General features: G+C 40.7%; 11 protein-coding genes. 4 read left to right on the top strand and 7 right to left on the bottom strand.

Going from position 1 to position 14,541, the window contains the following annotated elements:
• Positions 1–154 precede the first annotated feature (154 nt).
• A complete protein-coding gene (locus AAGA51_RS09165; RefSeq protein ID WP_042482028.1) occupies positions 155–2,395 on the top strand; it encodes an AAA family ATPase in 2,241 nt (746 codons plus the stop codon).
• Entirely contained in the window at positions 2,396–4,525 is a 2,130-nt protein-coding gene (locus AAGA51_RS09160) for a UvrD-helicase domain-containing protein (RefSeq protein WP_042482030.1), read from the top strand.
• Positions 4,526–4,737: 212 nt separating this feature from the next.
• On the opposite strand, the gene AAGA51_RS09155 is transcribed toward AAGA51_RS09160, so the two are convergent.
• The 6 genes from AAGA51_RS09155 to AAGA51_RS09130 all read right to left on the bottom strand — a co-directional run bounded on the left by AAGA51_RS09155 (position 4,738) and on the right by AAGA51_RS09130 (position 10,990).
• Entirely contained in the window at positions 4,738–5,712 is a 975-nt protein-coding gene (locus tag AAGA51_RS09155; protein ID WP_042482032.1) for an alpha-L-glutamate ligase-like protein, read from the bottom strand.
• Between the two features lies 1 nt (position 5,713).
• Complete coding sequence (locus AAGA51_RS09150) at positions 5,714–7,222, bottom strand: inactive transglutaminase family protein (protein WP_042482034.1); 1,509 nt, start codon at positions 7,220–7,222, stop codon at positions 5,714–5,716.
• Between the two features lie 21 nt (positions 7,223–7,243).
• A complete protein-coding gene (locus AAGA51_RS09145; RefSeq protein ID WP_042482036.1) occupies positions 7,244–7,987 on the bottom strand; it encodes an ATP-dependent zinc protease family protein in 744 nt (247 codons plus the stop codon).
• A 216-nt stretch (positions 7,988–8,203) separates the two neighbouring features.
• Positions 8,204–9,175: a tRNA 5-methoxyuridine(34)/uridine 5-oxyacetic acid(34) synthase CmoB gene (cmoB, locus tag AAGA51_RS09140; protein ID WP_042482038.1), complete on the bottom strand. Its 972-nt coding sequence runs from the start codon at positions 9,173–9,175 to the stop codon at positions 8,204–8,206.
• Between the two features lie 84 nt (positions 9,176–9,259).
• Positions 9,260–9,988, bottom strand: a complete 729-nt coding sequence (cmoA, locus tag AAGA51_RS09135) for a carboxy-S-adenosyl-L-methionine synthase CmoA (RefSeq protein WP_042482041.1) — start codon at positions 9,986–9,988, stop codon at positions 9,260–9,262.
• Positions 9,989–10,126: 138 nt separating this feature from the next.
• The gene (locus AAGA51_RS09130) at positions 10,127–10,990 is read right to left on the bottom strand and encodes a DUF72 domain-containing protein (RefSeq protein WP_255209361.1); all 864 of its coding nucleotides are present in this window, start codon (positions 10,988–10,990) and stop codon (positions 10,127–10,129) included.
• 341 nt (positions 10,991–11,331) lie between these two features.
• Between AAGA51_RS09130 and aspS the strand changes: the two genes are divergently transcribed.
• Positions 11,332–13,107, top strand: a complete 1,776-nt coding sequence (gene aspS, locus AAGA51_RS09125) for an aspartate--tRNA ligase (RefSeq protein ID WP_042482043.1) — start codon at positions 11,332–11,334, stop codon at positions 13,105–13,107.
• Positions 13,108–13,261: 154 nt separating this feature from the next.
• Positions 13,262–13,840: a thymidine kinase gene (locus tag AAGA51_RS09120; protein WP_042482044.1), complete on the top strand. Its 579-nt coding sequence runs from the start codon at positions 13,262–13,264 to the stop codon at positions 13,838–13,840.
• Between the two features lie 65 nt (positions 13,841–13,905).
• On the opposite strand, the gene AAGA51_RS09115 is transcribed toward AAGA51_RS09120, so the two are convergent.
• Complete coding sequence (locus AAGA51_RS09115; protein ID WP_042482045.1) at positions 13,906–14,538, bottom strand: YdcF family protein; 633 nt, start codon at positions 14,536–14,538, stop codon at positions 13,906–13,908.
• Between the last annotated feature and the right edge of the window lie 3 nt (positions 14,539–14,541).

The following is a 14,541-nucleotide window of genomic DNA, read 5'->3' as shown; positions in this document are numbered from 1 at the left end:
TGGTATGCGAGTAATTCAAATGAACTACGAGAACTGTGTGCCAAAGCAAAGCCTTTTCCTTTACCATTCGATATAAATGATACTGAGTGAATATGAATTTTGACTCCATTAGTTTTTATGGGGGATGGAATTATGAATATTACAGGGAGACACCGTGTACTTAGAAAGCCTGACTATTGAAAACTATAGAAAGTTCCGAAACAAAAACAATGTAATTAACTTTGTAGAGCCAAGCAACATAGGGACAATAGATGCTAGTGAGGATGATAGCATGTCTGTTATAGGGCCTTCTACTACGCTAATCATAGGGAAGAACAATGCGGGAAAGACCACGATAGCCAATGCTTTAAGGCTTTTATGTGAGAATAGTCAGCCCAAGTCAACAGACTTTAATGTGGATTACATATCAGAATTACATGATAAATACCTCTCTGAGAGTATCGAACCTATTCCTCTACCGGAATTAAAATTTCAACTTGTAGCTAAAGTTGATATGGATAAAAGTGATCTAATGACAAACTTACTAGAGTTTGCAAGTGTCAATGGATCTGGATTAAGTAGTGTAAAAATAACTATTAAAGTAGAAGTTTCGGAAGCAACGGCATTTGAGGAAGCTATAGGTAATTTCGTTAAATATGTTAAAGATGAAAATTTACCACGAAATGAAAGCATTACTTTGCTATATGATTTGTTAGAGCAATCCTCAGACTTTCTTGAGCTAAATGAAGAGATTAAGTTATTTAAAATTAAGTACTATGACAGTCGCGGATTCGAAGCTAAAAGATTTTCTCTTAAAGAATTGATAAACCTTAGAGAAATTAAAGCTAATAGACATTTGAAAGATGGGATTCTTACAGATGTATTTAATAAAATAGTTGGTTTTCAGTTTGAGAGTGATGAAGTTGGAAAGAGCAACCTAGAAAAAGAAATAAAGAACATTAATGAAACATTAACAACATCAATAGAAAGTAAAAGCAATAATGTATCATCTGTGCTAAGAAAGATTGAACACAAAAGTCATGTTGACTTAGACCTGAAAGGTAATGTTACCTATGATAGTTTAGTGAGAAATCTCATTAAGTATAATTTTTCTGATAATGGTGATTATATTCCTGAAAGTCAATTTGGTTTAGGTTATATAAACCTCCTAAACATTATTGGTGAGATAATTCATTACGTAGATAGCTATAAGAAAGACAGTTACAATAGTACAATTAACCTCCTGTTTATTGAAGAACCTGAAGCTTTTATGCACCCTCAAATGCAGGAGTTTTTTATCAATCGAATAGATAATGCAGTTCAACATGCACTAGATATCGCGAATAAAAACTCAGATGACAAGAAGGTGCTAAACTGTCAAATTGCCATAACAACACACTCATCACACATAGTTAATAGCAAGATTCATAGTAGTAATTCTTTTGACAACATTAACTACTTGACTGTATTGGATAAAGCGGCAAATGTTATCAACCTGAATGACTCTGTTGTGTCTGGTCACCATGGTAAAGAAAGTGACGAATTAAAGTTCATAAAGAAACACATAAAATATAAAGTTTCTGAACTCTTTTTCTCCGATGCTATAATATTTGTTGAAGGAGCTACTGAAGAAGCGTTACTTCAATACTATATAGATAATGATGACGTCTTGAAGAACTCTTATGTGTCAATTTTCAATATAAATGGAGCTCATGGTAAAGTTTATTTGCCTCTAGCAAAATCATTAAAAGTGCCTTGTTTGATTATTACTGATCTTGATATAAAAAGGAAAGCTTGTCAAAAGAACATTAAGCATAGTAAAGATGATGATAATTGTGATTATTGTGGGCACAAAAAAGGTGAAAGTGATACTCAGAGTGTGAAAGAGTACACTCAAATATCAAGCTTGGATAAACTTATAACAACAAATTCCACTATAATTTCATTCAAAAAGTTACAAAAAGAAGAAGATTTGGAAGATGGGGAAACGACTGAGAATGAATCAAGTGATTCTTTAGAAAATCTTATCTACTATACAGATGAAAATCTTCATGTGGTTTTCCAAAAAGATAAAATTAATAATTTTTATGCCACAAGCTTGGAAGAGGCATTTATATTAACAAATTATAATAACGAAATTCTAAATGAAACTCTTAGAACTTGTAAACCGGCGATCTATAACACAATTGTGGGATCGCAGGGTTCTGAGTCTTTGGACAATTTAATATCTAAATCTTATGAAATTCAAAGAAAGCTCTCTAAGAGTAAAAGCGATTTTTCAAGTGAGTTATTATACAGATGTATAATTTCTGAAGAAAAGCCTACACCAGTATTACCACAGTACATTCAAGATGGATTTAATTGGATGAAGGAAACACTCACCTCTAGTACATCAATGAAAAATGGAGATGAGTAAATGAGTAATAGGATTGAGGAAGAGAAGCAACTACTACAATCAATATTTGATGTAGTAGAAATAGGTAAGAGCTTCAGGTTTAGTGCTGGTGCAGGTTCAGGTAAGACGTACGCATTGGTTGAGTGTTTAAAGTACTTATTAAAAACACAAGTTGCCAAACTGAGTAAAAATAAGCAACAGATAATCTGTATTACATATACAAATGTAGCTGTTAATGAGATCAAAGAGCGACTTGGCAACTCCGAACTAGTAATCGTTTCAACAATACACGAAATGTTATGGGATATTATACAGAGGTATCAGCCTGAGCTTGTATCTATACATTTAGATAAATTAAAAAATGAACTAGAAAAAGTTGATAATGAACTAGAAAATGACCCTGATAATAAGCTTGGTATTTTTAATGCATTATTACCAGATGAGAGAGATAGTTATATAAACCTAGTTAAAGAAAGTAAAAATACGTATTACCGAAATAGAAATTCTAGAGCAGCAGAATTTAAGGCCGCTTATGCTGGGTATCATGAATATTATGGGGAATCTGCTGTTAAAAAGTGGCAAGAAAATTACGGAAAATTCAAAGAGGTAGCGAAAAGAGTTTACAAAAAGGATCGATATGAAACTGCCATTGACAAAATAGAGAGCCAAGAAAAAGGATATACACACGTATCATATGATAGCATATTTAATGCCGACCGATTGGACAAAATGAAATTCAGTCACGACACTTTAATTGAGTATTCTGAAAGAATGGTTAGTGAATATCCAATATTACGAAGGATCATTATTGATAAATATCCATTTATTTTTGTTGATGAATATCAGGATGCGCATCCTTTAGTGATAAAAATAATGAAAAATCTTCATGACTACTCTGAGGAAAATAACAGGAAATGGTTGGTTGGTTATTTTGGAGATACTGCTCAGACAATCTATGATGATGGTGTTGGTTCTGAAATAGATACACTTCACCCTAAAGTAGAGGTTATTTATAAAAAGTACAACCGACGTTCTCAGAAACAAATAATAGATGTTGCAAACATTATTAGGAATGATCAAATAGAACAAGAGCCAATATTTGATGATAAGGTGAATGGTGATGTTCGCTTTTACTATGTAAATAACATAAATGCAGATACTAGCAGGATAGCGATTGCTGAAAACTTTGTAAATGAGTTTAAATCATCGTTAGTTAAAGATTCTGAAATTGATTGTCTAGTTTTGACGAATAGGCTGATGGCAGAAATGAACGGTTTTGGTGAGGTCTATGAGTCATTTCGAGAAGCTGAAAATATATACTTTGATGATCTAAATACAAAATTGCTGGCACATGAGTTAGAGAAACTAGAGCCTATAATAAGGGTAATCTACAAGTTACTTAGTTCTTATTTGTCAATAGAAGATAGCAGCACCACTTTCTACGACCTTTTTGGTGAAAAGGGGCGTTCCATTAGTTTTTATGATGCTCACAGCTTTGTGAAGGTTCTTAAAGAAATAAATCCAATAAGTCTTAGCGAACTTTTGGCCGCAATATCAGATTACCATTTGGCAAACCCACATTCGAGTTGTTTAGATATCTTTGTCAGACGTTTTCTAGGGGCTAAACAAGATGAAATTTCTGACTATGGAAGCATTGATTCACTAGTTAGAGGTGGATTGAGAGACTTGATGATTATTAGAGATCATGATGACGATATCTTGAATGATTTACAAATAGATAAGGTAAATCAAGTCCTAAATATTTCAATCGAAGTTTGGTCAAGATGGGTTAGGTATATTAAAAAAGAGCAATCTGGAAAGATTCGATACCATACCTATCACGGAACAAAGGGTGAAGAGTATCAAAATGTAGCTATAATAATGGAGCATAGTTTTGGTTCTGGAAATCATGGTCGAAATAAATTTAAAAAATTCTTCGAGTTTAGAGGTAGTGATGAAAAGTCTAGAATTGAAGCTCTAAGAGATGAAGATATAAGAGACAAAATTATTAATACTCAAAATTTGGTCTATGTAGCATGTTCAAGGGCTGAAACTAATCTCTGGCTGATATATTTGGATGATATATCCGATATAAAGAATGGAATTGAATCTATTTTCAATCAAATTGAGTTGTGGGATAAAGTCGATTAAAATTAATGCGTTTACATTAATAATTATCTAAAATAATTTGACTTATGTTTTCTAATTAAAACCTCACGAGTTAGATTATAAAGTCTAGCTTGTTTCTGTCCATCTTCGTTTCAGTCTATTCGGGCTGAAACATTTCTGTCCAAAACCCACTCCCCATACAAAAAAGCCAGAGAATCAATCTCTGGCTTTGTGTTTTAGGAGAAGGGGAGTGTTTACTCTTCTTTGGCTCCAAAATGTTTGGCAGCGTAAGCAACACGCTCTTCTGCTGATGGGTAAATCATCGGCGTACCGAGGCTTTCAATATGTTGCAGACGAGGCAGAAGACCAGCACCGTTGGCGATTTGAATCGCTAGGCCGGGGCGGGCGTTAAGTTCTAACACCATAGGCCCTTCTTCTTTGTCGAGCACCATATCTGTACCCATATAGCCAAGGCCCGTCATTTCCCAAGCACTTGCCGCAAGAGTTAACAAGCGTTGCCAGTGTGGTACCTGAAGTGTATTCAGCTCTTTACCGGTATCAGGGTGAAGTGTGACAGGGCGGTTGAACTGAACAGCACGCACCGCTTTACCTGACGCAATATCAATACCCACGCCAACAGCACCTTGGTGCAAGTTCGCTTTACCGTCAGAAGCGGATGTGGAAAGACGCATCATTGCCATTACTGGGTAGCCTTTAAATACGATAATACGTACATCAGGCACGCCTTCGTAACTGAAGCCGTCAAAACAGTCATCAAACTTAATCAGGTTTTCAACCACTGCTACGTCATTCTTACCACCTAAAGAGAACAAGCCAGCCAGTGCGTTACTCACATGGCGTTCTACGTCTTCTTTGTTGATGGTTGAACCGGACGGTTTGGTATACACGCCATCTTTGTGTGACGTGATAACCAGAATCCCTTTACCGCCGCTACCACGAGCGGGTTTGATAACAAATCCCGGCCAGTCTTTGACCATCTCATGGATATGCTTTACGTCACCTTGGTTACTCACCACACCAATTAGCTTTGGTACTGTTGCACCCGCTTGTTGAGCAATGAGCTTTGTTTTTAGCTTGTCATCCACCAATGGGTATTTAGAACGGTCGTTGTAGCGACCAATATAAGCGTGGTTACGCTTGTTCATTCCCATAATCCCTTTGCGCTTTAGCTTAAAGGGCGATGTGTATTCTGAGAGATTAAGAAACATATTAATCTCCGTCTACAAGAGGCTTAAATCGACGCAACTCTGTGATGCGGTAACCTGTGTATGTACCTAGAAGCAAGATGATACCTAGAACAATCAGTTGTAGACCGATGAAGTTAAAGGTCAGATGCTGTACATAAGAGTTGGTCATTGCCAAGTAAATTAATACTGCCGTTAGAAGTGAGCCACCGCCTTGCAGCACGACTTCTTTCGCACCTTCTTCTTCCCAAAGAATAGACATACGTTCGATTGTCCAAGAGAGGATAATCATAGGGAAGAACGTAATAGTTAAGCCTTCTGTTAAGCCAATCTTGAAGGCGACAACGGTAAAGATAGAAATTATCAAAATTACCGCGATGATAACGGCGGATATCCGCGCTACCAGCAGCAAGTTCAGCTTGGATAGGTAACTTCGAATGATAAGCCCCGTACCAACGATAAGCAGGAAGCCAATAATACCGGTTGTTAGCTGTGTCTGAACGAAAGCAACTGCAATTAGAACAGGCATGAATGTACCGGATGTCTTAAGACCAATAATCACACGCAGGAACACAACAATCAGTGCGCCAATCGGGATCAGCATGATGGTTTTAAACATCGCTTGCTCTTCAAGTGGCAAGCTGTGAATAGATAGGTTTAGCAAGCCATCAGCATCAACTTTGTTGTCGGTTGCTTGCTGTGGTGACACTTCTTGCGCGATCATGCTGAAGTGCACTTGGCTGTTACGTCCGCCAATCACATCAAGTAGCGATACGTTCGATTCATCCCAAACGAGTAGGTTTGGATGAGAAGGCTGAGTGCCCGTTTCTGGGTTGAAAAGAACCCATTTCTTGCCATCCCACACTTGGTTCATGTGTTGAATTGTCTGGCGACGACGTCCATCTTCAAGATGAATAACACCCACAACTTTGTTTGGGATCTGTGCGTAAGAAAGTAGTTTTTCCGCCGCTTCTACTTTACTCATCTTATTAGTAAGTAATGCTGCGTTTTGGCTTTCAGAATCGTTCAGATTTTTGATTAATTCACGCGAGAAAGAGATATCGTCAGCAGAGCGTTCGGTAGCGCGGTTAATCAGAGCAATGGCGGCAGTTTCAACAGGACCTTCAAAAGTCGGCTTGACCACTTCTTGCATTGGAGGAACAGTGGTGACTTTTGCTTGAGGATCTACAAGAAACTGAGTCTTGTAGTAAATCGTTTGAGGACCTTGAGCTTGTCGGATAGACCATTCTGCGCGTCGGCCAGATTGGTCACTGACATAGGAAACCCCATAACCGGGTGAAGAGGCGGTTTCGCCGATAAGTGTGTAGCCATTTTGAGTGTGAGGAGCGGCAAGAGAAACCTTAGCTTCTTTGCCTAATGCGTTGAATTCTATCCTAGCTTCAATATCCCAAATCTGGCGGGTTTCACCTGGGGTCCAAGGTACTCCATAATTTTGATGACGGAGTACGCTCAAAGCAATCCCAGCTGCAATCAGTAAAAAAACTGATAGATAAAATGGAACTCTTGACGTCATAAGTTACCTTTATTTTTGTTATTAGTTTGTCGCTGTATGAATGTACTTACGACTCACATCCACTACAGCTATATCACGAATAAACTCGCGCCCTAGCAAGATAGGATGGCTCATTTGAGAGCGGTCTGCCAGCGTAAATTCTGTTTTTTCGTTGATGCTACCAATTTTGACCCATAGCTGAACAACTGCACGTCTTTCAGTCTCTTCATTGGTTGATTGGCGGATTCGTACGTAACGTACAATTGGCGATTCTATCCAATTAGAATCATCAGGTTTGTTCTCTCCGTCTGATAAATGGAAGCGAACCCATTGCTTGCCGTTGCGCTCAAATTCCGAAATATCAATGGCGTTGAGTGAAGACGTCGCTGCGCCAGTATCGACACGGGCATCGAAGATTTGGTCAAGCGCTTTGATTTCTACGTGTTCGATTTCACCCAGCACCAGTTTATGTTGCGGTTGTGGCTTAGACACAAGTAGTTGTTTAGAGGTCGGAGACTTCTTATTAACACTTTTCGGTACACGCTTCTCTGCGATGACTTTTAGTCCTTTCACATCATCCGCTAAAGTCAGAACTTTGCTTTCTAGGCTATCGATATAGTCATTCTGATTGCTAAGTTGAAGCTGTAAATTGGTTATTTCATTAGTGATTTGGGCATTTGACTGCTGAATCGCAGTAAGAGTAGCTTGATGATATTCATCACCATTCATTAGGGTACAACCAGAAAGAAAGCCTAGAGCTACGATTGGTGCTATGCGCTTAAACATTTACGGCCTTATTTATTTGTTTTTACTGTGATATTTGATGAGACAAAGATGACGAATTCATCCTGCGGGTAGGATAACTTTGAAAGAGGATGAGAGAGTTAAAACTGTGTCAAAATATCCCGATTTACTGGTTTCTTGGGCTCTCTCTTAGCTTGCGGAACCACATAAAGTTGCAGGGCTGCAACTTTATGTAGACTCAGAACGATACGAAAATGATTAAGGGTTTTTAGCAACCAGAATTGCACGACGTGGTGCTGGATAACCTTCGACCGTTTTGGTCGGATCATTCGGGTCGATGTAATCTGGCAGAGAGTTGTGCGTCATCCATTCGGTGCTACGTTGTTCACCAAGTGATGTCACGTTCTCATCAACGATTCTTACGTCTTCAAAGCCCACTTTTTCTAACCATGCTTTTAATGCTAAAGCGGATGGGAAGAAGTAGACATTGCGCATCTGTGCGTAGCGGTCAAACGGAACCAATACGGCGTTTTCATCGCCTTCGATGACAAGTGTCTCTAATACTAATTCACCACCAGACACAAGCTGGTTCTTCAATTGGATCAAATGGTCAATCGGAGAGCGACGGTGATACAGCACGCCCATGCTGAATACAGTATCAAACGCTTTCAGCTCAGGAAGTTGCTCAATACCAAGAGGAAGCAAGTGCACCTTCTGATTGTCACCCATCAGCTTACGTACAGCTTCGAACTGGACTAGGAATAACTCAGAAGGGTCAATACCAATTACTTGATATGCACCTTCACCGAGCATGCGCCACATATGGTAGCCGTTACCACAACCCACATCCAATACGGAACGGTTCTTTAACGGAGAAATATGCGGAAGCAGACGATCCCATTTCCAGTCTGAGCGCCATTCAGTATCGATATGAATACCGTGCAGGTGGTAAGGACCTTTACGCCAAGGGTGGAAAGTCTTGAGCAAGTTCTCCAGTTTTTTCTGTTCACCATCAGACAGAGGTTCACTGTTGCTGACAGTTACCGACTCTTTTAGGTCTATATGATCAGGTTGTGAGCTAGAAATTTTGTTTAAAGCTCGCAACCAACGATCCAAGTCACCGTGAGGTTGTTGTTGCCAGTCAGTAAGTTGTTGAGGCAAGACATTAAGCCAAGGTTGCAGGCGTGTGTCTTGTGCAAGCAATTGATAGACATTAGCAAAATTCAACATGGAGAATCCTAATCAAAAAAATTGAGACCCTAAAAACAATAAAGAGAAGCTGAAGGTAAGGGCAGTACTGCAGCTTCCAAAATCTTATTTGATGGCAAACATAGAGCCAAAGTTAAAGCACTGGAACCAAACTTCGAAGCTTGAGAAGCCTAATTTTGCGAAACGCTCTTTATGTAATTCGATAGAGTCTGGGAGCATAACGTTTTCAATCGCGCTGCGCTTTTGGCTGATTTCCAGCTCACTGTAGCCGTTTGCACGTTTGAAATCATGGTGCAGGTCAATAAGCAGCTCATGAGCGCTTTCGTTATTGAATACAAACTTCTCAGACACAATCAAAATGCCACCTGGACGCAAACCAGCATAGATTTTTTCCAGCAAAGAATAGCGATCTTCTGGTGATAGAAATTGCAAAGTGAAGTTCAGTACCACCATAGACGCATTGCTGATTTCGATATCGCGGATATCCGCTTCAATCACTTCTACTGGTGTGTCAGAGCGGTAAGCGTTGACGTGCAGCTTGCAGCGTTCAACCATCGCATGAGAGTTATCAACTGCGATGATGTTACAGCCTTCCTGTTGAATGTGACGGCGAATGGAAAGCGTCGCAGCACCAAGCGAACAACCTAAGTCGTACACTTGAGTGTTCGGTTTTACAAATCGTTCAGCCAACATGCCAATAGCAGAGATGATGTTGCTATAGCCAGGAACTGAGCGCTGAATCATATCTGGGAACACTTCAACCACACGCTCATCAAACGTGAAATCGCCAATCTTATCGATTGGGGCAGAAAAGATAGTGTCTTTTGGGCTCATTGTGACCTCACGCCGAAGCAAAATGCCTACTTAAACAGTAGATGGTTCAAGAAAAGGCGCGTATTTTATGAAAAAATGTGGCGTCTGTCATTAAATGCAGCTTATGTATTTCTTTCTAAAACACCGATGTACTTTTTTCTAAAACATACTTAGTTGATTTGTATCGTTTTGAGCGGGGAATGCCGCTAAATCCGGCAGAGTGATAACGCTTTGCAAACGTCGGTAAATTGCCAGTGCTAATTCCGGAGCATAGTTGTTGTCTGGGGTGTGAATCATCACATAAGGCTGCTTGCCCTCGGCAATCCAAGTTGGCAGCTTTTGAATCCATGGTTCGAAGAAGGGCATATTGGCATCCATTTCAGGATGACCGATAAAACGAATCATCGGTTTATTCCCTGTCGAAATCGCATGAACTGGCACTCTGGGCTTTTTCTGCTGAGCATCAATAATGGCTTCGGATGTGCGTTCTGCCGAGAAGAGAGGACGGCTATCCATAATGATACGGTCAATGTTTTCTTCGTTCAGCCATTGATTTAACGCTTTCTCTGCTTCCCCTTTCGCGAAAAAGCTTGGGTGTCTCACTTCCACACCTAAAGGAAACTGAGCAGGGAAATAGCGTCGAAACTTTTTTAATTGCTCCAGATGAGTTGGACCAAAAGCAGCAGGCAGTTGAATGGTCCACATGCCCACTTTGTTATGTAACGGTTCCATCAAGCTCATAAAGGCTTTCAGTTCGTCCTGACAACCATTCAACATGTTCTGGTGAGTAATGGATTTCGGCAGTTTAAAAGTAAATCGGAATGACTCTGGTGTTGCCGCTTTCCAATTGTTGACTGTCGCAGGTGACGGAGAGGCGTAAAAGGTGGTGTTACCTTCTACCGTATGAAATACCTGAGCGTATTTTTCGAGTCGTTGCGATGCTTGAGTACCACTTCCGTAGAAATGCTGCTGCCAGAAAGAGTGAGACCACATCGTCAGTCCGAGTCGAAGAGGGTATTCCATTGCATCCATAGCCAGTGTTGTTTGCTCTTTTTTGTTGTTTATCGTCACGAGAGTTTTGAAGAATACGATACTTTAGCGCTATAATCAGCGCCAATTTTTCCATGTTGCAGATGCTATTGTCGCTAAAATGGCGGTTTATTGTACTAAATGTCAGCAACGATGGATAAAACACAACAAATTGTATTCTGGAAGGTCGATTTTATACGTCTTTCAGCGTATAAATGGAACTTTTCCGTGGCAGAGTCCTTTCTTGAAGAAAAGTTGTTGTTAACAACCGCTTCAACAGAGTTGACTGTGTCACATAGAATTTGATGACTTATTAAGAGATTGGGAATTTCATTATGCGTAGCCATTATTGTGGTCACCTGAACAAGTCCCTTGCAGGACAAACTGTGGAGCTGTGCGGTTGGGTTAACCGTCGTCGTGATTTAGGCGGTCTTATCTTCATTGATATGCGAGATCGTGAAGGTATCGTTCAGGTAGTTGTTGATCCGGATATGGCAGACGTTTTTGAAGTTGCTAACCAACTTCGTAATGAATTCTGTATCAAGTTGACGGGTGAGGTTCGCGCTCGTCCAGAAAGCCAAATCAACAAAGACATGACAACCGGTGAAGTAGAGATTCTGGCGACTGGCCTTTCTATTATCAACCGTAGTGAAGCGCTGCCTCTAGACTTCAACCAGAAGAACTCAGAAGAGCAACGCCTGAAATACCGTTATTTGGACTTACGTCGTCCAGAAATGAGCGACCGCATTAAGCTGCGTGCAAAAGCATCAAGCTTTGTTCGCCGTTTCCTAGACAGCAACGATTTCCTAGATATCGAAACACCAGTACTGACTAAAGCAACACCTGAAGGTGCTCGCGATTACTTGGTACCAAGCCGTGTTCACAAAGGTAGCTTCTACGCTCTTCCTCAATCTCCTCAGTTATTCAAACAGCTGCTGATGATGTCTGGTTTTGACCGTTACTACCAAATCGTTAAATGTTTCCGTGACGAAGATTTACGTGCTGACCGTCAGCCTGAATTCACTCAGATCGATATCGAAACTTCATTCATGAGCGCAGAACAAGTTCGTGCTGTGACTGAAAAGATGATCCGTGAAATGTGGTTAGAGCTGAAAGGTGTAGACTTGGGCGAGTTCCCAATCATGCCTTATTCAGAAGCACTGCGTCGTTTCGGTAGCGATAAGCCAGATCTACGTAACCCACTAGAATTAGTTGATGTTGCTGATCTGCTTAAAGACGTAGATTTCAAAGTATTCTCTGGTCCAGCAAACGATGAGAACGGCCGTGTGGCTGCTCTACGCGTACCTGGCGGTGCTGCACTTAGCCGTAAGCAAATTGATGAATACACGTCATTTGTCGCGATTTACGGAGCGAAAGGTTTGGCATGGATGAAGGTGAATGACCTAGCAGCAGGCGCTGAAGGCATTCAATCTCCAGTAGCGAAATTCCTGACTGAAGAGATCATTGCGTCAATCATCGAACGTACTGGCGCTCAAAATGGCGATATCATCCTATTTGGTGCAGACAAAGCGAACATCGTTGCTGAAGCAATTGGTGCGCTACGTCTGAAAGTAGGTAAAGACCTAGAGCTAACAGATACTTCAGCTTGGGCTCCGCTATGGGTTATCGACTTCCCAATGTTTGAAAGCGACGGTGAAGGTAATGTTGCAGCAATGCACCACCCATTCACGTCTCCTCTGAACATGACTCCAGAAGAGTTGAAGGCGAACCCGACTGCTGCGCTATCTAACGCATACGACATGGTACTAAACGGCTACGAAGTAGGTGGCGGTTCTGTACGTATTCACGATGCGAAAATGCAGGCAGCGGTATTCGATATCCTAGGTATTGAAGCTGACGAACAACAACTTAAGTTCGGTTTCCTATTAGATGCACTTAAGTTTGGTACGCCTCCACACGCGGGTCTTGCATTCGGTCTTGACCGTCTAGTGATGCTGCTATGTGGTACTGATAACATCCGTGATGTTATTGCGTTCCCTAAAACAACAGCTGCTGCGTGTCTGATGACAGATGCGCCAAGTTTGGCAAACCCAGCGGCTCTTGAAGAGCTGGCAATTGCTGTAACTGTTGCGAAAGAAAAAGCAGAGTAAATTCTGCATTGATTTGAGGGTGGCTAACTAGCCACCCTTTTTATTGTCTAACTGATAGTTTTATTGTCTAACTGATAGTGGATCAAAGTAAGCATTCTCTTTGCTTTGTATAATCCCGACAAAATGATTTTGAATAAGATAGGAAATTTGTCCCTTGGCTCAGATGTATTTTTACTACTCTGCAATGAATGCAGGTAAATCAACCACACTGCTGCAATCGTCTTTTAACTATCAAGAACGTGGGATGACACCTGTTATCTTTACCGCAGCAATTGATGACCGCTATGGCATTGGTAAAGTGAGCTCACGTATTGGTCTGGAAGCAGAGGCACATCTATTTCAAGCCGAAACAAACCTTTTTGATGTGATCAAAAGTCTTAATGAAGATGAAAAGCGTCATTGCGTACTGGTTGATGAGTGTCAGTTTCTGTCTAAAGAGCAGGTTTATCAATTAACAGAAGTGGTTGATAAGCTTCATATCCCAGTGCTGTGTTATGGCCTGCGTACAGACTTCCTTGGTGAATTGTTTGAAGGTAGTAAGTATCTACTTTCATGGGCAGATAAGCTGGTGGAACTGAAAACCATCTGTCATTGCGGACGCAAAGCGAACATGGTTATCCGCACCGATGAACATGGCAATGCGATCTCCGAAGGTGATCAGGTTGCGATTGGTGGTAACGATAAATACGTCTCTGTGTGCCGAATGCATTACAAAGAAGCATTGGGTAAATAGCGAAAAACAGATAAGTAAAAGGATGGCATTGCCATCCTTTTTTTGTTCATAAACGAGGGACTGTATTAAGCTGCCAAAGGTTTTAATGCCTGATAGGCTTGTAACACTTCCTCTGGGATTTCCTGCTCAATCTGGAAGCCTTTCGCAGGGTAATTTTGAATACGTTCAAAATCACCAATCAGCGCTTCGACAACGAAGTCTAATGTCAGGTCTTCAGTCAGATAATCAAAGAAGCTATTCGCTTGAGATGTGACTTGCAGAGATTCCAGTTCTTCTGGCCATTGCTGCATGAAAGTCGCATACGCTCGTCTTTCCATATACGGCTTTTGAACCAAGATGATTTTTTTAGCTGTGATGCCTTTTTTCTTTAAAAGCTCATAGGTGAAAAGTACGTTTTCACCACTGTTAGAAGAGCGAGGCTCCAGCAATATTGCGTCACTTGGTAAACCGCAATCTTTTGCCACTTCAGCAAAAATCACTGCTTCGCTACGCTCAAACAATCCTTCAGTGAAACGACCATGACCGCCAGAGAACACAACCAAAGGAGCCAAGCCTTGATGATAGAGGGACGCTGCAACTTCGGCGACACGGGTATCGTTGCTTCCAAGAACAATGATGACATCGGCTTTTTGTAGCTGATGGCCCATTTGCATGTATTGCCAAAGCGTTTCTAAATGCTGATAAATTCGTTTACTCATCGC

Source organism: Vibrio diazotrophicus, from assembly GCF_038452265.1.
Classification (GTDB): domain Bacteria; phylum Pseudomonadota; class Gammaproteobacteria; order Enterobacterales; family Vibrionaceae; genus Vibrio; species Vibrio diazotrophicus.
Note: the sequence above shows the minus strand (reverse complement) of the source record. Positions and strands in the feature narration are given on the sequence as shown.

Excerpts from the sequence above, each read along its gene's own strand:
- AAGA51_RS09155 (WP_042482032.1), bottom strand. The coding sequence starts at position 5,712 with ATGTTTCTTAATCTCTCAGAATACACATCGCCCTTTAAGCTAAAGCGC.
- AAGA51_RS09160 (WP_042482030.1), top strand. The coding sequence starts at position 2,396 with ATGAGTAATAGGATTGAGGAAGAGAAGCAACTACTACAATCAATATTT.
- aspS (WP_042482043.1), top strand. The coding sequence starts at position 11,332 with ATGCGTAGCCATTATTGTGGTCACCTGAACAAGTCCCTTGCAGGACAA.
- AAGA51_RS09115 (WP_042482045.1), bottom strand. The coding sequence starts at position 14,538 with ATGAGTAAACGAATTTATCAGCATTTAGAAACGCTTTGGCAATACATG.
- AAGA51_RS09150 (WP_042482034.1), bottom strand. The coding sequence starts at position 7,222 with ATGACGTCAAGAGTTCCATTTTATCTATCAGTTTTTTTACTGATTGCA.
- AAGA51_RS09130 (WP_255209361.1), bottom strand. The coding sequence starts at position 10,990 with ATGGAATACCCTCTTCGACTCGGACTGACGATGTGGTCTCACTCTTTC.
- cmoB (WP_042482038.1), bottom strand. The coding sequence starts at position 9,175 with ATGTTGAATTTTGCTAATGTCTATCAATTGCTTGCACAAGACACACGC.
- cmoA (WP_042482041.1), bottom strand. The coding sequence starts at position 9,988 with ATGAGCCCAAAAGACACTATCTTTTCTGCCCCAATCGATAAGATTGGC.
- AAGA51_RS09145 (WP_042482036.1), bottom strand. The coding sequence starts at position 7,987 with ATGTTTAAGCGCATAGCACCAATCGTAGCTCTAGGCTTTCTTTCTGGT.